Raw genomic sequence first — 24,944 nt, 5'->3', positions numbered from 1 at the left:
CAGCAAAGCTCCATGTCAGTCATTGGTGGGTGATCCGAATACGGGGCATATCATATCCATCGCAACCGATAGGCCAAAATTGATTGGCGCCATGGTTCCGATAAGGCTTGTCTATGGTGGCGCCCACGCCTTATTGCAAGGCTACTGCCTCACCCTGGCGGTTCAGCGCCAGAAAAGCCTGGGTGTTGCCCATTTGCAGCGATTCGACCATGCGCTGCAGCTGTCGTTCGACGGCATCGTCGGACACGGCCTCGCCACCGCTGCCTGACAGGGCTCCGACGAAAACGATGTCCCATTCGATCCCCGTCTTCTGCGATTCGGCCGTCAGCGCCGCCATGTCGTTGAGTTCATCGGGGGTCTTGTCGACGCACAGCACGGGGGTCAATACGCCGCCCTCCCCTTGCTCGAAGCGCTGGCGCTGCTCCGCGGTGGGGTTGTCCGGCAGTTCGGCGCGAGCGAAGACGAACAGCAGCCGCTGTGGTTCGGATTGGCGCCGAGCCTCATCCAGCAGGTCGGCGAAACGGGAAATGGCCAAGATGACTCTCCAGGAATGACCGCCCGCCAACGCGGGCACATGAAACGTTAGCCGGGCGCTCCCGGCATGGTTCCCGACACGATAGCGCACCCCACACTGATACGCACAAGCGATCAGAGCGACCAATCGACGCGTAGAGCAGTCTCGTCGAGCGGCCAGATGCCGCTGGCCGTCTCGGCGCCATCCAAGACCAGATAGCTGTGCGCCAGCTGGTGGCGCAGGCTGCCCAGCAAGTGCGCAAGGGTTTCACGATCGTCGCCGCTGATCGCCACTACCGCCGTGCCCGGCAACGCCCAGGCCCGCGCCTGGCCGCGTCGCGCCATGTCGGGCACGGCGGCATCGAGCCCCTCTCTCTTGAGCCCCTCTCCCTCGAGCCAGTCAGCCACTTGACCGGTCGAACCCACTACCAGCAGTGGCGGATTCCCCGCACCCAGAGATGGAGTTCCTGCCACCGAGGGCAACGGGGCGCCCAAGGCCTCCCTGACCGACTCTGCCAGAGCAGTATCCAGCGCCAGCAGCCGGCTCGCGGGGTCCAGCACTACTTGACGGAGAATCGGCGGTCCCTGCAACTGACGCAGCAGATCGAAATCGGGATCGACGCGCAGCGAGAGCGGCTCCTGCTCCAGCCTCAGGGAGAATTCGCCACGCCTCTCCTCGAGTGCCACCGTGTCCCACTCCAGCCCAGTCGCGGTTTCGATCGCGACAGGTATGGCAAGAGGCCAGGGCGCACCCGCACCGACCTGGTCGAGAGTACCCTCTATCATCCAGCCATGCGGCGTCTGGCTGCGCGCGGCCTCGACGCTGAGCGCAGGACGCCCGGGCCGCTGCGTCCAGGCGTCGACGAAAGGCTGCAGCGGCTCTCCAGCGGCCTCGCTCAGGGCCGCCGCAAGATCGTCCCAGCGGGCTTGGCGATGCATGTGGTGCGCGGCGAAGCGACGCAGCCCCGCGTCGAAGGCCTGGTCGCCGATGCGCCGGCGCAGCATGTGCAGCAGCATGGCGCCGTGCTGATAGCCCAGCAGTCGCAGCGCCGGGTCGCGCTGGCCCTGGAAGTCGACCAGACGCTGGTCGAAGGCATCAGGCAGCGCGGCCAGATCGAGCAGCCAGCGTCTTCGGGTCTCCCGCGCCTCGCCGTGGGCTTCGTCGAGGGCGTAGTCGGCGAGATAGGTGGTCAACGCCTCGGCCCAGTTGCCGTGAGCATAATCGACCAGCACCCCGGCGCCCCACCAGGCATGCATCAGCTCGTGAGCCAGCGAGGTGCGGGGAATGAACGGCAGCGGAATGACCCGCTCGCCGAGCAGGGTGAAACCGGGGTAGGCCAGCCCCACCGGGGCCGGCGAGGCGGCAATGGTGAAACTCTCGAAGGGATAGGGACCGACACGTTGGGCAAAGCGCGGCAAATAGTCGGCGGCGTGATCCAGGTAGGTCCCGGCGTGGGCGTCATCGAGCGTTGCGGGAAACAGCGTGCGCAGCCTTACGCCATCGACCTCACGACTGCGCTCGCGCCACGGGCCGGCGGCCAGCTCCACCACTGCCGTGCGTGGGTGCGCGTGGCGTACGCGATAGCCCGACTCACCGTCCAGCGGCTCGCCCTGCAACGAACCGGTGCCCACTGCCCGCTGCCCTGGCGGCACCGTGACCTGCAGCGACAAGGCAAAGGGCCCCAGATCCTCGAAGCGGGGATACCAGCCACCATGCGCCGGCAGCAGGCTGCCGCGAGGCGAGACCATGAAATGCTCATGACCATCGAGCCGGCCCTGCCAACGCAGCACCAGCGACTCTGCCCCGTGCGGCAGGGTCACGCGATGGCCACCTTCACTATCGGCTTCGACTTCCAGCGCTTCACCCTCCGCTTCGGCAGCCACCACCTCGAGACCGGGTAGCAGTGTGAAGGCCGCCGAAGGCGGTGGCGGCGTGAGCGTCATTTCACCCTCGAGCCGCCCGCTGATGGGGTCGAGCAAGACGTCGAGCCGGAGCTCGGGTAGCGCTTCGGCCTGCAGCGTGCCGACGCTGGAAAGCAGGACGACCAGCGTCAGACCCGCCCATGAGCGCACCAACGAACGCAGTGGACAGCGGTTCGGCATGTTCAGCCGCCGCCGTTACGTGGCGGGAAGCGAGCCAGGATCTCTTGCTGCACCTCGCCCCGGCGTATCTCCAGTGGCAACAGGGAGCCGGGCGGCTGTCGCTGCACCAAGCGGGTGAGATCGGCGGGCCGCGCCAGACGCTCGCCGGCCGCTCGCAGGATGACATCCCCCTCCTCGAGACCCGAACGCTCGGCCACGGAATCTTCGAGCATGCCATGGACTTCGACCCCGTCTTGATGGGGCACGACGAAGATACCCAGCTGCATCGGCGGCAAGGCTTGCGCCGGGGACTCGCCAAGCGCGAACAGCGCGCTTGCCAGCTCGCCCGGGGGTGGCTCGCACTCGCCGCCGCTGGCCACAGGCCATGGCAGCAGGGTGGCGTGCTCGCCGACACCCAGATCATCGAGCTGATAGGGCACGCCGTGACCGTACTGCAGGTGCCCCTGGCCGATCAGACCGACTACCAGCTCGTCGCCGGTAGCAGCCTCCGCCAGCCCGGCAGCCATGGCGCGGTCCCATACCAGCTGCGCCGCGATGAAGCGTTCGAGACCATCACCGTTCTCTCCATCTGCCGTTGGGTGCTGGGCCTGAATGGCCGCAAGCCGCTCGCGGTAGTCGGGCAACGCCTCGACCGGGGGGGAAATGCCGAAGCGCTCGGCTTCGGGTACCGCCGGCCAGCCCTCCTCGACCAGCCGGCCGCGCAGCTCGGGCGTGACGTTGATCGCCTTGAGCGGCACCTGGTGCAGGCGCGCAAAGTGCAGAATCGGCAGATACAGCGCCGGATCGAAGCCCCAGGCGGCATGCCAGTTGCTGCGATCCAGGAACTCCGCTTCGTCGAGCTCACCGGCGACCCAGGCATCCAGCGCCGGCTGAGCCTCGCGGGGCAGCATCTCCAGGCCGATCACCATGGCGGGGCGATGGGCATGCAGGCCGGCCAAGGTGTGCAGCTGCCAGCGGTGGTGGTCCATGTTGTCATGCTGCTCCCCGAGGAGCACGACGTCGCGCCCGGCCAGCTCGGCAAACAGCGCAGCGCTATCCAGCAGCTTGCCGCCGGGCAGGTACCACTGGCCGGGATCGGGGCAGGTATCGGCACGCACCGGCAGGTGCGCAAGTATCATGGGCATGCAGATCAGCAGTGCCGGCACACGGAACAAGGCGGACGAGAATCGCATCGGTATCTCCCTATCGAGTCGACCCCATCATGTCGCATTGCGCCTCGTCAGGCAGCCTCCTCCTGCGACTCGTCGCCCCCCTCTTCGAAGTGGAACTCCATCTGGGTCGGCTCCAGGCGCGGGTCGAGTTCGGTGAAGTGCGGCGTCTCCAGGGTCGGCACCGCCACGAAGGGCTCCTGCTCGACCTTCTCGACCGGCTCGCCGGGGCGGCGGCGCAGCCGCAGCGCCACGAACAGCGCCAGCGCGAGCGAGGCGCCGCCGAGGAAGACCCACAGCCCGTCGGGACCGATCGCCTGCATCACCAGCGAGGCCGAGAAGGGACCGATGATCGAACCGATACCGTACCAGATCATCAGCTTGGCATTGGCGGCGACGATTTCACCGGGCTCCAGCCAGTCGTTGGTGTGGGCCAGGCTCAGGGCGTAGAGGGTATGCAGCATGGCGGTGTGGAAGCAGGCCGCCAGCACCAGCATCCAGAAGTCGATGCGCACCATCATCGACACGAAGGCACCGGAGATCGTCATCACCACGGCCATGCCCAGGATCACCTTGCGCCGGTCGATACGATCGGAGAGACGCCCGAGGCCCCACTGGGCAAACAGCGCCACCATGGTGGTGATCGCCATGAAGCGGGCCGTCTCGCCGGTGGTCAGGCCGATCTCCTGGCCATAGAAGGGTGTCATGGCGAAGAAGGACTGAACCATCAGGCCGGCGGTGAAGGCGCCCACCAGCCCCACCGGGGCACGCTTGAACAACGCCTTCAGGCGAATTTTCTGCGGCTGGATGTCGTGGGTCTGCCGCGGCCCGTGGATACGCACGATCGACAGCGGCACCAACGCCAGGGCGAACAGCATGCCGACGAGGGAGAACAGCGCCGGCCCGGCCGGGTCGGACAGGTTGAGCATCCACTGCCCGCCGGCCAGCGACAGGGTCGATATGATCATGTAGATCGCCAGCACCCGGCCACGGTTCTCGTTGGTCGACTCCCCCGATACCCACGACTCCATCACCATCAGCATGCCTGCCGTGGCCACCCCGCCGAGCAGGCGCCAGACCAGCCAGGCCCAAGGATTGACCCATAGGCCATGGAGCATGGCGGTAACCGCCAGGATGCCGGCACAGGCGGCAAATACGCGAATGTGACCGACGCTGCGGATGCGCTTCTCCAGCATGTAGCTGCCCAGCACGAAGCCCAGCGAGAAGCTCGACATCAGCAGGCCCGCCATGTGCGAGGGGAAGCCCTCGATGGACATGCGCACCCCGAGCAGGGTCATGATCAGGCCATGCCCGAGCAGGAAGCTGATTTCGCAGACGAAGAGGATCGGTAGGGTTGCCGGTAGACTGCGCAAGGTGTCACTCCATTGACGATGCCGGACGCGAACGAGCCCACGCTGTCCGAGGGGCTGCTGGGCCAAGTGTAGGAAGGCCGCCGTGCTTCTGGCCAGTTCCCCTTGAGCCGCTTCGCTACCGACCTGGGCCGCCAAGGTCTACGCTGGGAAGCAAGGAGCTCTAAGCCGTCACCGAGCGTGCAGTACGCAAGGAGGCAATCCATGACAGGCAAATTCCCACTCCAGCTTCTTCCTCTTCTGCTAGCCATGGGTTGGGCCACTCCTGCCCTGGCCGCCGACCCGGCCACGCCGGACGAGAGCGCTGCCGGCATGGACCCTGCCGAGATCACCGAGGCGCCCGACATCACGCCCGGAGGGGCCGGCACCACCAGCGGCATCACCGGTGCCGACATGGATGAAGAGGATCAAGGCAGCGGCAGCGGCGAGACCCAGGGTGACGAGCTGTTCCAGACCCCACCCGCCGCTTCGGACGCAGGCCCGGCCTACGAGACCCAGTCGCCCGAGCGCGAGGATGAAGACGACGGGCAAGCCATGCCCGATGAACCGCTGGGTGCCGAAGACACGGGTCGGCGCGAGAATGGTGAGCCGCAGAGCAGCGCCGAGCACTCACCGGAGTGATGATTCGTTACGAACCGAAACAATACGCGTGCTCCAGCACGGGCCGAAGCCACTAAGCTTTGTGTACTGAGCAAGAAAATCCAGCGCCTGAGAGTACAGCGCATCCTCGCGCTCACTCGCGGAAGTCGGCACGCCCGCAGCCACAGGCGCCAGCGCGACGGGCAACCGAGTCGGCCATAGAGCCGGACGCTACGAGACAGTGACGATACCAACGACAAGAGGGCGGAAGAGCCAGGCAGGAGGCCTCATGACCCTACGGGTAACACGCAGACAATTCTTCAAGCTCGGTGCGACAGGCATGGCCACGTCCAGCCTGGCCATGATGGGCTTCACACCGGAGCCCGCCGTGGCTTCCATTCGCCACTTCAAGCTGACCGGCGCCAAGATCACCCGCAGCAACTGCACCTACTGCTCGGTGGGCTGCGGCGTGCTGCTCTACAGTCGCGGCGACGCAGCGATCAACAATGTCGATGACGTCTACCATGTCGAGGGTGACCCGGATCATCCGGTGAGCCGCGGCTCGCTGTGTCCCAAGGGCGCGGGACTACTCGACTATATTCGCAGCGAGTCGCGACTGCGCTACCCCCAGGTGCGCGAGGCCGGCAGCGACGAGTGGAAACGGATTACCTGGGACGAAGCCTTCGATCGCATTGCCCGGCACATGAAGGATGATCGCGACGCCAACTTCATCACCGAGAACGAAGAGGGCGATACGGTCAATCGCTGGACCACGACCGGCATGCTGGCGGCTTCTGCCTCGACCAACGAAACGGCCTACTGCACCCACAGGATCGTCCGCAGCCTCGGCATGGTGGTGTTCGACAACCAGGCGCGTGTCTGACACGGACCGACGGTGGCAGGTCTTGCCCCAACATTCGGTCGCGGTGCCATGACCAATCACTGGGTCGACATTCGCAATGCCGACCTGATCATCGCCATGGGCGGCAACCCTGCCGAGGCCCACCCGGTGGGGTTCCGCTGGGTGATGGAAGCACGCGAGCACAACGACGCCCGGCTGGTGGTGGTCGATCCGCGTTTCAACCGCACGGCGGCGGTGGCCGACTACTATGCCGAGATCCGTACCGGCACCGACATCGCCTTCCTCGGCGGCCTGATCCACTACCTGATCGAGAGCGGCCGCTTCCAGCGCGACTACGTACTCGCCTACACCGATGGCAGCCTGATCGTGCGCGAGGACTTCGGCTTCGAGGACGGGCTGTTCACCGGCTACGACGCCGACAACGGCGAGTACGAGATGGAGACCTGGCAGTACGAGTACGACGAGGATGGCCACGCCCTGCGCGACCCGACCCTCGAGCATCCGCGCTGCGTGTTCCAGTTGATGCGTGAACACTACAGCCGTTACACCCTCGAGCTGGTGTCTTCGGTATGCGGCACCCCACAGGAGAAGATCCAGCGCGTGTGGGACATGGCCGCCGAGACGGCCGCCCCCGACAAGACCATGACCTTCCTCTATGCGCTGGGCTGGACACAGCATTCGATCGGCTCGCAGATCATCCGCACCGCGGCCATCGTCCAACTGCTGCTGGGCAACATGGGCATGCGCGGCGGCGGGGTCAACGCCCTGCGCGGTCACTCCAACATCCAGGGGCTGACCGACCTGGGACTGCTCTCCGACCTGCTGCCGGGCTACCTGTCGCTGCCCAGCGAAGACGAGCAGGACTACGAGGAGTACATCCTCGAGCGCGCCCGGCCTCCGCTGGGGCCCGGCGAGGTCTCCTACTGGCGCCACTACGAGCGCTTCCACGTCAGCCTGATGAAGGCGTGGTACGGCGACGCCGCCACCGAGGCCAACGACTGGTGCTACGACTGGCTGCCGAAGCTGGGCGAGGATCTCTATGACATCCTGCATACCTTCGAACGCATGCACCAAGGCGAGATAACCGGCTACCTGTGCCAAGGCTTCAACCCGCTGGCGGCCTTTCCGCACAAGGCCAAGGTCACCGAAGCACTCGCGCGGTTGAAGTTCCTGGTGGTGATCGATCCGCTGCGCACCGAGACCGCCGAGTTCTGGAAGAATCACGGCGAGTACCACGATGTGGACCCCACGGCGATCGACACTGAGGTGTTCCGCTTGCCGACCACCGCCTTCGCCGAGGAGGACGGCACCATCGTCAACAGCTCGCGCTGGCTGCAATGGTTCTGGCAGGCGGCACCGCCGCCGGGCGAGGCCAAGCCCGACACGGCGATACTGGCCGGCATCTTCCTGCGCCTGCAGCGGCTCTATCAGGAGGAAGGCGGCGCCTTCCCCGACCCCATCCTCAACCTGCACTGGCCCTACCGCCGGCCCGAAGAGCCGAGCCCCGAGGAGCTGGCACGGGAGTACAACGGCTGGGCGCTGGAGGACGTCTTCGACGAGGACCGCAACCTGGTGGTGCGCGCCGGCGAACAGATCGAGGATTTCGGCATGCTGCGCGCCGACGGCTCCACCGCCTGCGGCTGCTGGATCTTCGCCGGCTGCTGGACAGAGGCCGGTAACCAGATGATACGCCGCGACAACTCCGACCCCTATGGCACCGGCCAGACCCTGGGCTGGGCCTGGGCGTGGCCGGCCAATCGCCGCATTCTCTACAACCGCGCCAGCGCTCGCCCCGACGGCACGCCCTGGGCAGCCAACAAGGCGGTGGTGTGGTGGAACGGCCAGCGCTGGGTCGGCAACGACATACCTGACTTCCCGGAGGAGTCGGCCCCCGACGAGAACCAGGGGCCGTTCATCATGAACCAGACCGGACGCGGCCAGCTGTTCGCCCGCGACCGCATGAAGGAAGGACCTTTCCCGGAGCACTACGAGCCGTTCGAGACGCCGATCGCCAACAACCCGTTGCACCCTGACAATCCGCTGGCCAAGCACAACCCGGGGGCTCGCGTATTCGCCCAGGACCGCGAGAACTTCGGCACCTTCGAGGAGTTCCCCCACGCCGCGACCAGCTATCGCCTGACCGAACACTTCCACTACTGGACGATGCACAACCGGCTCAACGCCATCGCTCAGCCGGAGAAATTCGTCGAGATCGGCGAGACCCTGGCCCAGGAGCTGGGCATCGCCAAGGGCGACCGGGTTCGGGTCAGCTCCAAGCGTGGTCACATCGACGCGGTGGCGGTGGTGACCAAGCGTATCCGCCCGCTGCAGGTGGCCGGCAAGACGGTACACCAGATCGGTATTCCGCTGCACTGGGGCTTCCTCGGCGAGACCAAGAAGTCGTACCTGACCAACACCCTGACACCGTCGGTCGGCGACGCCAACACCCAGACGCCTGAATACAAGTCGTTCCTGGTGCGCGTCGAGAAGCTGTAGGAGGAGGTCAAGGATGAGAGGCGAACAGATCAACCTGCAGAACGTCATTGCCCGCTCGGCCAGTCAGGTGCCCTCGCCGCAGGAGCGCACCGGCGGCATCGACCGCGTGACCAAGCTGATCGACGTGTCGCGTTGCATCGGCTGCAAGGCGTGCCAGGTCGCCTGTGCCGAGTGGAACGACCTGCGCGACGAGGTCGGCGAGTGCGTCGGCGAGTACGACAACCCGCTCGACCTCTCGCCCAACACCTGGCAGGTGATGCGCTTCAACGAGTACGAGGACGAGCAGGGCAACCTGGAGTGGCTGATCCGCAAGGACAACTGCATGCACTGCGCCGATCCCGGCTGCCTCGAGGCGTGCCCGGCCCCCGGCGCCATCGTGCAATACGCCAACGGCATCGTCGACTTCAACTCCGAGCACTGCATCGGCTGCGGCTACTGCGTCACCGGCTGCCCGTTCGACGTGCCGCGCATCTCGGAGAAGGACGGCAAGTCGTACAAGTGCACGTTGTGCTCCGACCGGGTGTTCCACGGCCTGGAGCCGGCCTGCGTGAAGTCATGCCCCACCGGGTCGATCATGTTCGGCACCCGCGACGACATGCTCGACCTGGCCGAGACCCGTACCGCCTTCCTCAAGAGCCGCGGCTTCGATAACGCAGGGGTCTACAACCCGGAAGGCGTCGACGGCACCCACGTGATCTACGTACTGCAGCATGCCGACAAGCCGCAGATCTACAACGACCTGCCGGAGGATCCGAGCATCAGCCCCATGGTCAGTGCCTGGAAAGGCGTGACCAAGCCGTTGGCCTCGGCGGCGCTCGGCCTTGCCGCCCTGACCGGTTTCCTCCACTACGTCACCGCCGGGCCCAAGGAGTACGGCGAGGAGGACGAGCAGGCAGTGCGTGACGACGAGGCCCGCCAGAGAGAGCGGGAGGCCATGGAAGAGCAGGAGAAAAGGGAGGAGCGTCCATGAGCCTGGCCAAATCGGACCCGCATCTACGGCGCTACAGCCTGGGAGAGCGCCTCACCCACTGGCTGGTGGCCATCAGCTTCGTGCTTCTGGTGCTCAGCGGGCTGCCGTTCTTCCACCCCTTCTTCTGGTCGCTGACGGGACTGTTCGGCGGGCCGACCATGACCCGCATCCTGCATCCCTGGATCGGCCTGTTCATGGCGCTGATGTTCGTGATCATGGCGATTCGCTTCTTCAAGGAGAGCCTGATACGCCGCCACGACATCCAGTGGCTCAAGCAGATCAATGACGTCTTGGCCAACCGCGACGAGAAGCTGCCACCGGTGGGCAAGAACAACGCCGGGCAGAAACTGGTTTACTGGATCATGCTGGGCTGCATCGTCCTGCTGTTGATCACCGGCGTGATGATCTGGCAGCCCCTGGTTGGCGAGGCGATGCCCATCACCCTGCGCCGGCTGGCCTCGATGGGCCATGCCTACCTCGCCTTTCTCGCCATCATTACCCTGATCATCCACATCTACTCGGGCATCTGGGTCAAGGGCTCGTTCCAGGCCATGATTCGCGGCCGGGTCAGCAAGGCCTGGGCACGCCACCACCACGACCTGTGGTACGAGGAGGAGATGGAGAAGGAGCGCAAGCACCGCGAGATCAGCCGTCGTCATGACCACAGCGGACAGGAGACGCCGTGACACACCCTTTCGGCAACGCCCCCACGGGGGTCATGCACCCGCCCGAGGTCAGGCTGCCCGCCGAGGACCACTTCGCCCGCCGCGCCCGGCGCCTGCAGGCACTCGCCGAGCATAACGAGCCGCTGCGTGACTTCCTCACCTTCATGGCCCAACTGGCCACGGCCCAGCAGGTTGCCCTGGAGCGTGCCACGCCGGGCTGGCAGCCTGAGCCGGAAGCCTTTGCCCTGGCCCTTGAGCACGGCATGCCGCCACTCAACGTGCAGGCGCTGCAGGACGACATCGATCTGCCCAGCGAGCTTGAGGCCCTGCTCGGTGCGTTGGAGCTTCACGTCGGCGAGGCCCAGCGCCCGCTGCTCGCCGCCCTGCGCGAGCTACCGGAGAAATCGCTCAGGCAGTTGGCCCGCCAAGTGCTGGCGGGCGAGGCCGGAGAGGAACGGGCACGCGGCCTGATGCCGCTGGTGGCCGCCGCCCTGCAGGTGGCCTGGCTGCGCCTGGTACATACCCTGCCTCAGGCCCCGGGGCGGCCCAGCGGCGAAGTGCGCACGCTGTGTCCCAGCTGCGGCTCGCCTCCGGTGGCCAGCGTGGTCGAGACCGACCCTCGCAGCAGCGGGGTACGCTATCTGCAGTGCGGCCTGTGCGCCACCCAGTGGTACCTGGAGCGCTCCATCTGCAGCGTGTGCGAACAGAGCGGCAAGCTCGACTACCTCAGCCTGGCTCCTGAAGCGGGGGATGGCGCCGAAGAAGGGCTCTCGGTGGCCCAGGCCGAAGCCTGTGGCGATTGCGTCAGCTATCTGAAGATATTCCCCCGCGCCCTGGATGCCGAGGTCGAGCCGCTGGCCGACGACCTGGCCAGCCTGACGCTGGACCTGCTGCTCGGTGAAGAGGGGCGCTACCGCCGCAGCGGCTTCAATCCCCTGCTCATCGTCGAGGGCTGAAGTCGCCCGTTGGACGCGTTCGGCCCGACATGCTATCCCATAGGGACCCGATCCCGGCATGGACATGAAGGCGACCATGGACGTTCGACGCAGCCTGCCCGCGGTGGACACACTGCTGGCTCACCCTTCCGTGCAAGCGGCTCGCCAACGGCACGGCCACTGCCTCACCCGGCGCGCGGTGCGCGAAACCCTCGACGAGACCCGCAACCACCTGGCAGGCGCCGACACGGCACCACCCGGCATCGAGACCCTGGCCGAACTTGCCAGGTCGAGAGTGGCCGAACTGGCGCGCCCCGCCAGTCGTGCGGTGTTCAACCTCACTGGCACGGTGATCCACACCAACCTGGGACGCTCGACCCTCGCCGAAGCGGCCATCGCCGCCATGGCCGATGCCGCGCGCCACCCCACGGCGCTGGAATACGACCTGGAGGATGGCGGGCGCGGCGACCGCGACCGCCTGGTCGAGAATCTGCTGTGCGAGCTGACCGGCGCCGAGGCCGCCACCGTGGTCAACAATAACGCCGGCGCCGTGCTGCTGGCTCTGGGTGCGTTGGGTACCGGCCGCGAGGCGCTGATCTCCCGCGGCGAGCTGATCGAGATAGGCGGCGCCTTCCGCATGCCGGACATCATGCAGGCCGCCGGCTGTCGGCTGCGCGAGGTCGGCGCCACCAACCGCACCCACCCGCGGGACTTCGAGAACGCCATCGGCGAGCACACCGGACTTGTCGTCAAGGCGCACACCTCCAACTACGCCATCACTGGCTTCACCGCGAGCGTGCCCGAAGCGCAGCTGGCCGAAATCGCCCATGCCCATGGTCTCCCCTTGCTGGTCGACCTGGGCAGCGGGGCGCTGGCCGACTTCACCGCCCTCGGTCTGCCCTACGAAGCGCAGCCGAATGATGCCATCGCTGCCGGCGCCGATGTCGTCACCTTCAGCGGCGACAAGCTGCTGGGCGGCCCTCAGGCCGGCATCATCGTCGGTCGCCGTGAAGCCATCACCACCATCAAGCGCCACCCCCTCAAGCGCGCCCTGCGCCTGGACAAGCTGACCCTGGCCGCCCTGGAGGCCACCCTGCGCCTCTACCGCGACAGCGACGCCCCCGAGCGCGATATCCCCACCCTGGCGCTGCTGACCCGCTCCGAGCAGGAAATCGCCGCCACCGGCGAGCGTCTGTTACCCCACTTTCAGCAACTGCTGCCTGAGTTCTCGGTCAAGCTGGCGGCGTGCCAGAGCCAGCTCGGCAGCGGTTCGCTGCCGGTGGATCGTCTGCCCAGCCGGGCGCTGGTATGGCGCTCCCAGACCGGACAACGACGCCAGCGCGAGCGCGCGCTACGCCGATTGGAGGCCGCCCTGCGCCAGCTGCCGCGCCCGGTGATCGGACGTATCGGCGATGGCGCCCTGCACCTCGACCTGCGCTGCCTGACCGGCGAGGCGGAAATCGCCGTCTTCATCGGTCAATTGGAGCAACTGCCCCGCCTCTATGGCGCTGCCCCGTCGGGAGACAGGCCGTGATCGTCGGCACCGCCGGCCACGTCGACCACGGCAAGACCGCCCTGATCCGGCAGCTCACCGGTATCGACACCGACCGGCTGAAGGAGGAGAAAGCGCGTGGGCTGACCATCGAGCCCGGCTTCGCCTACCCCGTGGTGGCCGAAGGCATCGAGCTCGGCTTCGTCGACGTGCCCGGCCACGTGCGCTTCCTGCACCATATGGTGGCGGGCAGCGTCGGCGTCGATACGGTGCTGCTGGTGGTGGCCGCCGACGACGGCGTGATGCCGCAGACCCTCGAGCACCTCCAGATTCTCAGCCTGCTAGGACTCGACCGCGGCCTGGTGGCCATGACCAAGATCGACAGAGTCGACAACCCGCGCAGGCGCCAGGTGCGAGAAGATATCCATACCCTGCTGGCCGACACGCCGCTGGCCGGCGCGCCCGTTCACGAGGTGTCGAACCAGACGGGCGAAGGCGTGGAAGCCCTGCGCGACCATCTCTGGACCCTGGCCGCAAGGCAGCACGATGCGCCTGTTCAGGGACGCTTTCGACTCGTCGTCGATCGGGTCTTCACCAAGAGCGGCGCCGGGATGGTGGTGACCGGCACCGCCTTTGCCGGCCGGGTGAGCCGTGACGACACGGTACGCCTGGAGCCCTCCGGCATCACGGCGCGGGTGCGCAGCCTGCGCCGCCAGCATCGCGAAAGCGACCACGCTCGCCAGGGCGACCGCGTGGCGCTCAACCTGGCCGGCGCCGACGTCAGCCGCGATGTCGTGGGTCGTGGCGACTGGGTCGTGGCGGAGGCCCTGGAAACGCCTCTGTTCAAGCGCTTCGACGCCGATCTGCGCTTGCTCGACACAGCCCATTCGCTCAAGCACTGGTCGCCGGTGCACGTTCACCTGGGTGTGGCCCGCTACAGCGGCCGCGTATCGCTGCTGGAAGGGCAACGTCTCGACCCCGGCGAAGGCATGCTGGGCCAGTTGGTGCTCGACGAACCGGTACACGCCTGCCTGGGCGATCGCTGCGTGATTCGCGACCCGAGCGCGGGCCTGACGCTGGGCGGCGGCGTGGTGCTCGAAGGCAACCCGCCGCGGCGCGGCCAGCGGCGTTCCGAGCGGCTCGCCTGGCTTGCCGCGCTGGTTGAGTGCACCGCCACCGCGCCGCTCGATCTGACGCCGGCACTGAAACAGGGGCTGCAGCTGCAAGCCGGCGTCGACCTACGCGCCCTGGCCCGCAATGCCAACGCTACCCTGCAGGCTCTGGTCGAGGCGGTTGCGGCGTTGGGGGGTGAGACCCTGGAGAGCCGTGAGCAGAGCCGCGCCTTCTCTGGTGAAACCATCACGGCGCTACAGGGCCGGCTGGTCGAAACCGTGGCGGCCAACCATGAGCGCGAGCCCTCGATGCTCGGCATCGAGCGCGGCCGGCTGGCACGACAGTCCCTCCCTCAACTGCCCGAAGCGATAGCCAGGCAGCTGATGGAGCGTCTGATCGAGCGCGGCGCGCTGATCGCCAATGGCCCCTTCGTCGCCCTGCCCGGCCACCGCGCCACGCTCAGCGAGGCCGACGAAGCGCTGTGGCAGCGGCTTGAGCCGCTCATCGCCGCGGCGCCCTTCCAGCCGCCGCGGGTGCGCGACCTGGCCGCGAGCGAAGGCCTCGACGAAGCGCGCATCCGTGAGGTGCTCATCGCCTGCGCCCGCCTCGGCCGGCTCTACCAGGTACGCCGCGACCACTTCTATACGGCCGAGACGGTCGCCGAGATGGCTGCCATCGTGCAAACGTTGCAACAGGAGCACGACCGGATACGTGCCGCCGCCTTTCGCGACCGCATCGCCACCGGCCGCAAGCTGGCCATTCACATACTCGAATTCTTTGATAAGGTAGGCTTCACGCGCCGCATCGGAGACGAGCGCGTGATACGCAACGCCGAGATGTGGCAGTAGGGCAATGGCCCTAGGCTGAAGAAGCACTCAAGGAAGAGGATCGACCCCCGGTGGGGCGGCCAGACTTCAAATCTGGCAGGGGCTGCCAGCGGTCCCTGGTGGGTTCGACTCCCACGCTCTTCCGCCAGCCCGCGCCTGTCTCAGCCCTTGATCACCACCCGCGTACCGATCCTCAGCCACGGATCCAGCGCACGAATCTCCTCGTTGCTGACCGCCACGCAGCCCTCGGTCCAGTCGAAGCTGCGGTGCACGTCGGGATCGCCCTGCCCCAGGCCATGGATACCGATCAGCCCGCCCAGTGACGTGGTGTGCGGTGCCCGGCCGTGACGCGCACGGTAGTTCTCGATGTACCAGTATTCCTGCAGCGTGATCTTGCCGGTGCGCAGAGCCTCTTCGGCGACTTGGGCATTGGGGTAGTCGAAGCCGAAGAACAGGCCGAAGCGCGAGGCACGATTGATGCGGTCGACGCGGAACTCTCCCAGCGGTGTCATCGAACTGCCCCTGGCTCGCAGCGGCGCCGCACCGCCGGCACCGAAAGCCAGGTGCTCGATGCGCTTGATCACATGCTCACCGCGGAAGACCCTGACCTGACGACTGCGCAGATCGATGCTGAGCCAGACCTCATCGGCCGTGAGCCCCTCGGGCATGGCAACCGCATCCAGCACCTGCCAGAGCGTTGGCTGGCCGGCCAGCATGGCATCGAGTTCTTGGGAGGGATCGGGAATGTTGGCCTGTGCCGTCGACCCGAACGCGAAGAAGCCTGCCGTCAAGGCGGCAGCCTGGAAAAAAGCCCTGTTCATGAAGCCCCTGCCCGTGCGTAGTAGCGTTATATGCGTCGGCTTTGAGCCGATCGGTTATTCATGAGGCCTGCCGTGGCCCGCGCCATGAACGTCATGGCACGACTCCCTTCGACGGATGCTTCGCATGGCAAGGGCATGAAGGAGCGCGATGCGGCGCTCCTGGAGTTAGCCTTCGCACGGGCCCATGGCCCGTCGGCACGGCCACCGGCCGGGCCATGAGACGCATGGCATGAATATACCACAGGGGAATTAAGGCGAAAGAGGGGGAGCGCCTGGTACCGTTGAAAAACGTGATCTCACCGGCTCAAGCGCTCGCCGGCCGAACCTCTTCCTGAGATTGTGCCAGCCGCTCGATGGCCTGATGGGCCAACGGCGACAGCTGAGAGCCGTCCTGGTGAAGGTACTCGACGATCTGGCGCTTCATGCTCCGCGCCCAGAACTTCTTCAAGTGAGTGTGGATGCGTTCGACGGAGTCATCGTAATGCGCATTGTTGATGGCAATCTGGTTCGCCATGTGGATCAGGGTATCGAGCTGGCTGCGGCTCATGACGATATCAACCTCCGCTGGCATGAAAGACCGGCGCTATCTCGGCGGCCGGCTGATGATAGATGACATGGCGTCCCGTACGGGCGAAGCCGACCAGCAGCAGGCCGGCCTGGCGCGCCTGCTCGATGGCAAGCGAAGTGGGCGCCGAGACGGCGACCAGACAGCCGATGCCGACACTGGCACTTTTTTGCACCATCTCGTAACTGGCCCGGCTGGAGACCAGAGCGAAGCCTTCCCGTGGGACGAAACCTCTGCGCACCAGTGCGCCGATCAGCTTGTCCAGGGCGTTGTGGCGACCGACGTCCTCGCGTGCCAGCCGTACCTGCCCATCGAGGTTGCACCAGGCGGCGCCGTGGGTGGCACCGGTCTCGCGCTGCAGCGGCTGGTGCCACTTCAGCGCCTCCAGCCCATGCTGAATGGCACCGTCGGCGACCACGGGCGCCGCTACCGAAGCGACCGGACGGATCGCCTGCTCCAGCGACTCGGTACCGCACAGGCCACAACCGGTGCGCCCAGCCAGGCTGCGACGACGCTGCTTGAGCTCCATGAAGCGCTGGGCAGCAATATCGAGATGCACACTGATCCCGGCGGCTTCCTCGCGCACCTCGATATCGTAGAGTTCGTCCGCTGCCTGCAGGATGCCTTCGGTGAGACTGAAGCCGAGGGCGAAATCCTCCAGGTCGGCGGGGGTGGCCATCATCACGGCATGGGAAATGCCGTTGTAGACCAACGCCACCGGCATCTCCACGGCGATGCTGTCCTCGAGCCGCTCGGCGCCGCCGGCCCGGCGCACGTCCACCGGGGCCCGGCAGCGGCTGGGGTCGTCACTCATTGGCACGCTCCGCTGAGGGCTGCTCGCCCACCTCTCCCGCTTTACCGCGCAACAGCTCCAGCTGCAGCCGGTCGAAGCTCTGGAACTGGCGCTGCCAGGCAGACGGCTGGCTGACCTTCTCGACCTGCACCGCGGTCACCTTGTACTCCGGGCAGTTGGTCGCCCAGTCGGAGCTGTCGGTGGTGATGACATTGGCCCCGCTGCCCGGGTGGTGGAAGGTAGTGTAGACCACCCCAGGTGGCATGCGGTCGCTGACCCGGGCGCGCAGTACCGTCTGGCCGGCACGGCTGGTGATGCCGACCCAGTCGCCATCGCGCACGCCACGCAGCTCGGCGTCGGCGGGATGCAGCTCGAGCACGTCCTCGTCGTGCCAGGCCTGGTTGTCGGTGCGCCGGGTCTGGGCGCCGACATTGTACTGGGAGAGGATGCGCCCGGTGGTCAGCAGCAGCGGGAAACGGCGGTTGGAGCGCTCTTCGCTGGCGATGTAATCGGTGATGGCGAACTGACCCAGGCCGATGGGGAAGTCCTCGATGTGCATGGTCGGCATGCCCTTCGGGTGCGCCTCGTTGCATGGCCACTGGATGCTGCCCAGCTCGTCGAGCCGCGCGTAGCTGATGCCAGTGAAGCTTGGCGTGAGGCTGGCGATCTCGTCCATGATCTGCGCCGGGTGTTCGTAGTGCATGGGGTAGCCCAGCGCATTGGCCAGGTCCACAGTCACTTCCCAGTCCTGCTTGCCGGCCAGCGGCGGCATCACCTTGCGCACCCGGTTGATGCGCCGCTCGGCGTTGGTGAAGGTGCCGTCCTTCTCGAGGAAGGAAGAGCCCGGCAGCAGCACGTGGGCGAACTTGGCCGTCTCGTTGAGGAAGATGTCCTGCACGATCAGGCACTCCAGCGAGCGCAGCGCCAGCTCCACGTGCTGGGTGTTGGGGTCGGACTGGGCGATGTCCTCGCCCTGCACGTAGAGCGCCTTGAATTCGCCGGCAACCGCGGCGTCGAACATGTTGGGGATGCGCAGCCCAGGCTCGTCGTCGATGGGCACGCCCCAGGCCGCCTCGAAGCGTTCGCGCACGGCGGGGTCGCCGACATGCTGATAGCCCGGCAGCTCGTGGGGGAAGGAGCCCATGTCGCAGGAGCCCTGGACATTGTTCTGCCCGCGCAGCGGGTTGACGCCCACGCCCTCGCGACCGATGTTGCCGGTGGCCAGGGCCAGGTTGGCGATGCCCATCACCATGCTCGAGCCCTGACTGTGCTCGGTGACGCCAAGACCGTAGTAGATCGCGCCGTTGGGTGCGTTGGCGTAGGTGCGCGCCGCACGGCGTACCTGCTCGGCGGGCACGCCGGTAATCGCCTCGACGCTCTCGGGCGAGTGGCGCTCGTCGAGGATGAACTCGCGCCAGGCCTGGTAACCCGACTCGTCGCAGCGCTTGGCGATGAACTCACGATCCTCCAACCCCTCGCTGATCACCACGTGGGCCAAGGCATTGATCATCGCCACGTTGGTGCCGGGGCGCAGGGCAAGGTGCTGGGCGCCATGATGATGCGGCGTCTTGAGCAGGTCGATGCGCCGCGGGTCGACGACGATCAGATCGGCGCCCTGACGCAGGCGGCGACGCATCTGCGAGGCGAACACCGGGTGGGCGTCGGTGGGGTTGGCACCGATGACGACGATGGCATCGGCCTTCATCACCGAATCGAAGGTCTGGGTGCCAGCGGACTCGCCCAGGGTCGCCTTGAGGCCGAAGCCGGTGGGCGAGTGACACACCCGCGCACAGGTGTCGGTGTTGTTGTTGCGGAAAGCTGCGCGCACCAGCTTCTGCACCAGGTAGGTCTCCTCGTTGGTACAGCGCGACGAGGTGATGCCGCCGATGCTCTCGCGGCCATACTTGGCCTGGATCGCCTTGAGCCGCTCGGCGGCGAAGGCGATCGCCTCTTCCCAGCCCACCTCGCGCCAGGGCTGGTCGATCGACTCGCGGATCATCGGCGTCTTGAGCCGGTCCGGATGGGTGGCGTAGCCGAAGGCAAAGCGACCTTTGACGCAGGAGTGACCGTGGTTGGCGTCGCCGCCCTTGTACGGCACCATGCGCACCACCCGGTCGCCCTGCATCTCGGCCTTGAACGAGCAGCCTACGCCGCAGTAGGCGCAGGTGGTGACCACGCTGTGCTCCGGCTGGCCCTGCTCGATCACCGATTTTTCCATCAGCGTCGAGGTCGGGCAGGCCTGCACACAGGCGCCACAGGAGACGCACTCGGAATCCATGAACGCCTCGCTCTGCCCGGCGGCGACCTTGGACTCGAAGCCGCGCCCCTCGATGGTCAGGGCGAAGGTGCCCTGCACCTCCTCGCAGGCGCGCACGCAGCGCGAGCAGACGATGCACTTGCTGGGGTCGAAGCTGAAGTAGGGGTTGGAGTCGTCGGTCTCGGCGGCCAGGTGGTTCTCACCGTCGAAGCCGTAGCGCACCTCGCGCAGGCCCACCGCACCGGCCATGTCCTGCAGCTCGCAGTCGCCGTTGGCCGGGCAGGTCAGGCAGTCCAGCGGGTGGTCGGAGATGTAGAGCTCCATCACGTTGCGCCGCAGCTTGGCGAGCCGCGAGTTCTGCGTGGTGACCTGCATGCCTGCCTCGACCGGCGTAGTGCAGGAGGCTGGCAACCCGCGCCGGCCCTCGATCTGCACCGCACACAGGCGGCAGGAGCCGAACGCCTCGAGGTTGTCCGAGGCGCACAGCTTGGGAATGTTGATGTCGGCCAAGGCCGCTGCCCGCAGCACCGAAGTGCCCGCGGGCACGGTGATCTCGGTGCCGTCGATCTCGAGGGTGACGAGCTTCTCGGAGAGCCGCGCCGGGGTGCCGAAGTCGCGCTCCGGTGAAACGTGCTTGGGATCGTAATAGTGCAACATGTCGTACCTCCTCCCGCTCAACGCTGCTGCGCGTCGCGTTGCAGGTCTTCGGGAAAGTGTCTCATCACGCTCTGCACGGGGAAGGGCGTCATGCCACCCATCGCACAGAGGGAGCCGTCCACCATGGTCTCGCACAGGTCACCCAGCAGCGCGAGGTTGGCCTCGCGGTTGTCGCCCGCGCGAATGCGGTCGATCACCTCGACGCCGCGCACCGCGCCGATACGGCAGGGGGTGCACTTACCGCAGGACTCCACGGTGCAGAACTCCATGGCGAAGCGTGCCTGTTCGGCCATGTCCACCGTATCGTCGAACATCACCACGCCGCCGTGGCCGACCCCCGCACCGACTGCGGCGAAGGCTTCGTAGTCGAGCGGCAGGTCCCACTGGCTTTCGGGCAGGTAGGCGCACAGCGGGCCGCCTACCTGCACCGCGCGCAGCGGCCGTCCGTTGAAGGTACCGCCACCGAAGTCCTCCATCAGCTCGCGCAGGGTAGTGCCGAAAGCCAGCTCCACCAGCCCGCCGCGCTTGACGTTGCCGGCCAGCTGCAGCGCCAGGGTGCCCCGCGAACGGCCCATGCCGTAGTCGGCGTAGGCCGTGGCTCCGTGGGCGAGGATGAAGGGCACCGCGGCCAGCGACAGCACATTGTTGACCACCGTGGGTTGGCCGAACAGGCCCTCGATCGCCGGCAGCGGCGGCTTGAAGCGCACCATGCCGCGCTTGCCCTCGAGGCTTTCGAGCAGCGAGGTCTCCTCGCCGCAGATGTAGGCGCCGGCACCGAGCCGAACCTCGAGATCGAAGCGCCGGCCGCTGCCGAGGATATCGGCGCCGAGATAGCCGGCGGTCTCGGCCCGAGCGATGGCCTTATCGAAGATCTCGTGAGCCAGCGGGTATTCCGAGCGCAGGTAGACGTAACCCTGGGTGGCGCCCACGGCGAGGCCGGCGATGGCCATGCCCTCGATCAGCAGATAGGGGTCGCACTCCATCACCAGGCGGTCGGCAAAGGTGCCGGAATCGCCCTCGTCGGCATTGCAGACGATGTACTTCTGCTCGGCCGGAGCATCGAGCACGGTCTGCCACTTGATACCGGTGGGAAACGCCGCCCCACCGCGGCCGCGCAGACCGGAAGTCTTGACCTCGTCGACGATGGCCTGGGGCGAGAGAGAAAGCGCCCGTTCCAGGCCACGGAAACCGTCGTGGGCGCGGTAGTCGTCGATGGAGAGCGGGTCGGTGACGCCGATGCGCAAGAAGGTCAGGCGCTGCTGCGCCTGCAGGTAGGGAATCGACTCGATCGGCCCCTGGCAGAGGGGTGGCATATTGCTGCCCTCAAGCAGCCCGGCATCGAACAGGCCGGCTACATCACCGGGCTCGACCGGCCCATAGGCGATGCGCCCCGCAGCGGTTTCGACCTCCACCAGCGGCTCCAGCCAGAACAGCCCGCGCGAGCCGTTGCGCACCAGCTCGACTTCGACACCGCGTGCGGCCGCCTCCGCCTCGATGCGTGCAGCGACCTCGTCGGCACCCAGCGCCAGCGCCGTGGTCTCGCGGGGAACGAAGATTCTGACGCTCATCAGCTCACCTCCAGCACTTGGGTGGTCATCTCGTCGACCAGGCGATCGAATTTCTCGGGCGAGACCCGCCCGTGAATGCTGTCGCCGATGCGCAGCGACGGGCCGCAAGCACAGTTGCCCAGGCAGTAGACCGGCTCCAGAGTGATCTCGCGATCGGCAGTCGTCTGGTGGTAGTCGACGCCGAGCGTTTCCCGCGCATGCATCTCCAGCGCTCGCGATCCGCGTGCCTGGCACGCCTCAGCGCGGCAGATCTGCACCACGTGGCGCCCCGGTGGCGCACTGCGGAAGTGGTGGTAGAAGCTGATCACGCCGTGCACCTCGGCACGGGTCAGCTGCAGCGATTCGGCGATGATCGGCACTGCCTCGCGCGGTATGTAGCCGCAGCGATCCTGGATCGCATGGAGGATGGGCAGCAGGGCCCCCGGCTTGTGTTTCAGGGCGTCGATCTCGTCCCGAACCAGTTGGGGGGTCCACGGTTGGAAGGTGCTGTTGAGCATGGCCTGGCCTCGAAGCGAACGTATGGAACAAGTCTCCTTGCGCCGGTACGTTCGAAGCTGCTGGTTACGGTCTAGTTATGTACTACAGTGCATATATTGGATAGAGTGCCTGTAGTATCTCTTACTCATGCGTACGGGTACGTACTTGTGAAGGTAGCAGCACTGCCTTCGTTACGAAATATGAAAAACACAGCATATGAAACGCATTCGAATCGAACCGGCCTGGTCGTTCACCGACGAAGCGGGTAACCGCTTGGATCCACAGCTGTTCGGGCTGCTGCAGGGCATTCATCGCAGCGGCAAGCTGACCGAGGCCGCCGCCGAGGCTGGCATCTCCTATCGCCACGCCTGGAACCTGCTCAACAAGTGGGCGGACTTCTTCGGCGCAGCCCTGGTAGAGATGCAAAAAGGGCGTGGCGCACGGCTCTCGCCGCTGGGCGACAAGCTGCTGTGGGCACGCCAGCGGGTGGCTGCCCGGCTCGGCCCGCAGCTCGAGAGCCTGGGCTCGGAGCTCAATCTCGAACTTCAGCAGCTGTTCGAGGGCGTCGAGCCGGTACTCCGCATGCACGCCAGCCACGGCTATGCGGTGGCGCTGCTGCCCCGCTTTGCCAGCGACTTCCAGCTCGACCTGCAGTATTGCAGTCCGCAGGAGGCGCTGGCCGCCCTCAACCGCGGTGCCTGCGACGTGGCCGGCTATCACATGCCGACCTCGGCGACCCACGGCCCACTGATGCAGGGCTACCGCCGCCAGCTGCGCCCGCGCAGCCACTGCATCATTCGATTCATCACCCGCTGCCAGGGACTCATGGTGCGGCCAGGCAACCCCAAGGGCATCGCCGGCCTGGCCGACCTGTCACGCGGCGACGTACGCTTCATTAACCGCCAGAAGGCATCGGGCACCCGGGCGCTGCTCGACATACTGCTGCGTGACGCCGGGCTCTCGTCACAGCGGATCCCTGGCTTCGAGCTGGAGGAGTACACCCACTCCGCCGTGGCCGCCTACATCGCCGCCGGCATGGCCGACGTCGGCTTCGGCGTCGAAGCAGCCGCGCACCAGTTCGGCCTGGCTTTCCTGCCCCTGGCCCAGGAGCACTATCTGCTGGTGTGCCAGCGCCGGAGCCTCGCCGACCCCAGCGTCAAGCGCCTGCTCGAGATGATCCGCAGCGAGCCGTTCCTGCAAGCCGTCAGCGAGCTGCCCGGCTATTCACCGAATCGCTGCGGTGAGGTATGCAGCGTCGACGAGCTGTTCGGCGAGGCCCAGGGCGACTGAGCCTCGCCCTGGCCAGGCATCAGAACTCGACCACCACGTTGCCGAGCGGTTTGCTGCAGCAGGAGAGGATGTAGCCCTCCTCGACATCTTCGTCGGTAATGCCGCCGTTGTGCTCCATGTCCACCTGGCCGGAGGCCAGCGGTACCCGGCAGGTGCCGCAGATTCCCATGCCGCAGGCCTTGGGAATGTGCAGTCCCAGCTTGGCGGCGGCGGCGTGCACCGTCTCACCCGGCTGGATGCGCACGCTCTTGCCGCTGGCGCTGAACTCCACGACCAGCGCTTCGGCGAGATCCGGCTCCTCGGCGCCAGCGATCTCGGCGAGTTCGAGCGCCTCCTCCTTGACCTCGACCGGCGTGGCACCGAAGGACTCCTCGTGGTAGCGGCTCATGTCGAAGCCGTTGTCCTTGAGGAGATGCTTGACGGCATTCATGTAGGGCGTGGGGCCGCAGCAGAAGATCTCCCGCTCGAGGTAGTCGGGAGCCATCAGCTCCAGCATCTGCTGGCTGAGGTAGCCACGGAAGCCGGCCCAGGCATCGCCCATCTCGTCGCTGCGCTCGCAGACGATATGCAGCTTGAACTCGGGAATGCGCGAGAAGATGTGCTCCAGCTCGCGGTGATAGATAATGTCCCTAGGGGTACGTGCGCTGTGCACGAATTCGATGTCCACCGCGGCATTGGTATCGAAGTACCAGCGCACCATGGACATCAAGGGGGTAATACCCACCCCACCGGAGAGCATCAGAATCTTCTCCGCCGGATAGTCGATGGCGTTGAAGTTGCCCACCGGGCCGTGCACCGCCAGCTCGTCACCCGACTTGAGGTTGTCGTGGAGCCAGTTGGATACCTTGCCGCCGGGTACCCGCTTGACGGTGATCGAGAAGCTGTAGGGAACCGAGGGCGAGCTGGAGATGGTGTAGGAGCGCATGATCGGCTCGCCATCGATCTCAAGCTCCAGGGTCACGAACTGCCCCGGTTTGAAGAAGTACAGTACCGGCTGCTCGGCCATGAAGCAGAAGGTACGGACGTCCCAGGTTTCCTGGATCACCTTGACGCAGCGCACCAAGTGGCGGCCGTTGGTCCAGGTCTGGGTCGTGACGGGGTTGAGAAAGTTCATGGTCATGTCGAGTCGCCTGGCATTGATCAGCGTGGAAGGCTCCGACTGCGGAACACCGCCTGCCGTTAAACGAATTCTGCGCCAGTCGGCAAGGCCCCGACTTGCCTGACTGCGACACAGGCATGCCCATGTCTCCCACTGGGCGTGTCTTTTCTCCCTCCATACGTCGCGCCTGCATCCATGCTTGTCGTCGGCAGACAACTGGGCGCTCGGCGGCTGATCCACACTCGCCGTAGCACCGGCAGCCCACACAATTACGACGCCGAATCTCTGACGACATTAACAAGACACCAACAATCCGACCGATGCCGCAGACGCGGCCAGCAATT

Annotated in this window: 19 protein-coding genes and 1 tRNA gene; 9 read left to right on the top strand and 11 right to left on the bottom strand. The window is 66.4% G+C overall.

Going from position 1 to position 24,944, the window contains the following annotated elements; genetic code table 11:
- Positions 1-130: 130 nt before the first annotated feature.
- The 4 genes from SPH52_RS13935 to SPH52_RS13920 form a co-directional block, all read right to left on the bottom strand.
- Complete coding sequence (locus SPH52_RS13935; RefSeq protein ID WP_411795630.1) at positions 131-535, bottom strand: ribonucleotide reductase subunit alpha; 405 nt, start codon at positions 533-535, stop codon at positions 131-133.
- Positions 536-648: 113 nt separating this feature from the next.
- Positions 649-2,616: a M1 family metallopeptidase gene (locus SPH52_RS13930; RefSeq protein WP_411795629.1), complete on the bottom strand. Its 1,968-nt coding sequence runs from the start codon at positions 2,614-2,616 to the stop codon at positions 649-651.
- A 2-nt stretch (positions 2,617-2,618) separates the two neighbouring features.
- Complete coding sequence (locus SPH52_RS13925; protein ID WP_411795628.1) at positions 2,619-3,788, bottom strand: ChaN family lipoprotein; 1,170 nt, start codon at positions 3,786-3,788, stop codon at positions 2,619-2,621.
- Between the two features lie 47 nt (positions 3,789-3,835).
- A complete protein-coding gene (locus SPH52_RS13920; protein WP_411795627.1) occupies positions 3,836-5,137 on the bottom strand; it encodes an MFS transporter in 1,302 nt (433 codons plus the stop codon).
- Between the two features lie 201 nt (positions 5,138-5,338).
- Here SPH52_RS13920 and SPH52_RS13915 point away from each other — a divergent pair, with 201 nt between their 5' ends.
- The 8 genes from SPH52_RS13915 to SPH52_RS13880 all read left to right on the top strand — a co-directional run bounded on the left by SPH52_RS13915 (position 5,339) and on the right by SPH52_RS13880 (position 15,221).
- Positions 5,339-5,755 carry a hypothetical protein gene (locus tag SPH52_RS13915; RefSeq protein WP_411795626.1) on the top strand — a complete coding sequence of 139 codons (417 nt, stop codon included), beginning with the start codon at positions 5,339-5,341 and terminating at the stop codon, positions 5,753-5,755.
- A 247-nt stretch (positions 5,756-6,002) separates the two neighbouring features.
- Positions 6,003-9,071 (top strand): formate dehydrogenase-N subunit alpha, encoded by a 3,069-nt coding sequence (gene fdnG / locus SPH52_RS13910; RefSeq protein WP_411795625.1) that lies wholly within the window; start codon positions 6,003-6,005, stop codon positions 9,069-9,071.
- A 13-nt stretch (positions 9,072-9,084) separates the two neighbouring features.
- On the top strand, positions 9,085-10,041 hold the full coding sequence (gene fdxH, locus SPH52_RS13905) for a formate dehydrogenase subunit beta (protein ID WP_411795624.1): 957 nt from the start codon (positions 9,085-9,087) through the stop codon (positions 10,039-10,041).
- Positions 10,038-10,727 (top strand): formate dehydrogenase subunit gamma, encoded by a 690-nt coding sequence (locus tag SPH52_RS13900; RefSeq protein WP_411795623.1) that lies wholly within the window; start codon positions 10,038-10,040, stop codon positions 10,725-10,727. Before fdxH ends, SPH52_RS13900 begins: the two co-directional genes overlap by 4 nt.
- Complete coding sequence (gene fdhE, locus SPH52_RS13895) at positions 10,724-11,662, top strand: formate dehydrogenase accessory protein FdhE (RefSeq protein WP_411795622.1); 939 nt, start codon at positions 10,724-10,726, stop codon at positions 11,660-11,662. Before SPH52_RS13900 ends, fdhE begins: the two co-directional genes overlap by 4 nt.
- A gap of 76 nt (positions 11,663-11,738) precedes the next feature.
- Positions 11,739-13,175: an L-seryl-tRNA(Sec) selenium transferase gene (gene selA, locus SPH52_RS13890; protein ID WP_411795621.1), complete on the top strand. Its 1,437-nt coding sequence runs from the start codon at positions 11,739-11,741 to the stop codon at positions 13,173-13,175.
- Positions 13,172-15,094, top strand: coding sequence for a selenocysteine-specific translation elongation factor (selB, locus tag SPH52_RS13885; protein WP_411795620.1), 1,923 nt, complete (start codon positions 13,172-13,174; stop codon positions 15,092-15,094). Before selA ends, selB begins: the two co-directional genes overlap by 4 nt.
- 31 nt (positions 15,095-15,125) lie before the next feature.
- Positions 15,126-15,221: transfer RNA gene (locus tag SPH52_RS13880), tRNA-Sec, on the top strand.
- 13 nt (positions 15,222-15,234) lie between these two features.
- Here SPH52_RS13880 and SPH52_RS13875 read toward each other — a convergent pair.
- From SPH52_RS13875 to SPH52_RS13850, 6 genes are all read right to left on the bottom strand, one after another.
- Complete coding sequence (locus SPH52_RS13875) at positions 15,235-15,894, bottom strand: L,D-transpeptidase family protein (RefSeq protein WP_411795619.1); 660 nt, start codon at positions 15,892-15,894, stop codon at positions 15,235-15,237.
- A 304-nt stretch (positions 15,895-16,198) separates the two neighbouring features.
- The gene (locus SPH52_RS13870) at positions 16,199-16,441 is read right to left on the bottom strand and encodes a formate dehydrogenase subunit delta (protein WP_411795618.1); all 243 of its coding nucleotides are present in this window, start codon (positions 16,439-16,441) and stop codon (positions 16,199-16,201) included.
- A gap of 7 nt (positions 16,442-16,448) precedes the next feature.
- On the bottom strand, positions 16,449-17,273 hold the full coding sequence (gene fdhD, locus SPH52_RS13865; protein WP_411795617.1) for a formate dehydrogenase accessory sulfurtransferase FdhD: 825 nt from the start codon (positions 17,271-17,273) through the stop codon (positions 16,449-16,451).
- Positions 17,266-20,166, bottom strand: a complete 2,901-nt coding sequence (fdhF, locus tag SPH52_RS13860) for a formate dehydrogenase subunit alpha (protein ID WP_411795616.1) — start codon at positions 20,164-20,166, stop codon at positions 17,266-17,268. The genes fdhD and fdhF overlap by 8 nt, the downstream gene beginning before the upstream one ends.
- Before the next feature lie 17 nt (positions 20,167-20,183).
- Complete coding sequence (locus SPH52_RS13855) at positions 20,184-21,734, bottom strand: formate dehydrogenase beta subunit (RefSeq protein WP_411795615.1); 1,551 nt, start codon at positions 21,732-21,734, stop codon at positions 20,184-20,186.
- Positions 21,734-22,231, bottom strand: coding sequence for a formate dehydrogenase subunit gamma (locus SPH52_RS13850; RefSeq protein WP_411795614.1), 498 nt, complete (start codon positions 22,229-22,231; stop codon positions 21,734-21,736). Before SPH52_RS13850 ends, SPH52_RS13855 begins: the two co-directional genes overlap by 1 nt.
- Before the next feature lie 196 nt (positions 22,232-22,427).
- Here SPH52_RS13850 and SPH52_RS13845 point away from each other — a divergent pair, with 196 nt between their 5' ends.
- Complete coding sequence (locus SPH52_RS13845) at positions 22,428-23,501, top strand: substrate-binding domain-containing protein (protein ID WP_411795613.1); 1,074 nt, start codon at positions 22,428-22,430, stop codon at positions 23,499-23,501.
- 19 nt (positions 23,502-23,520) lie between these two features.
- Here SPH52_RS13845 and SPH52_RS13840 read toward each other — a convergent pair whose 3' ends face one another.
- Positions 23,521-24,621 (bottom strand): FAD-binding oxidoreductase, encoded by a 1,101-nt coding sequence (locus SPH52_RS13840; protein WP_411795612.1) that lies wholly within the window; start codon positions 24,619-24,621, stop codon positions 23,521-23,523.
- Between the last annotated feature and the right edge of the window lie 323 nt (positions 24,622-24,944).

The sequence above is a fragment of the Halomonas sp. A29 genome, from assembly GCF_046723295.1.
GTDB lineage: Bacteria > Pseudomonadota > Gammaproteobacteria > Pseudomonadales > Halomonadaceae > Halomonas.
This window is presented reverse-complemented; position numbering and strand designations above follow the sequence as displayed.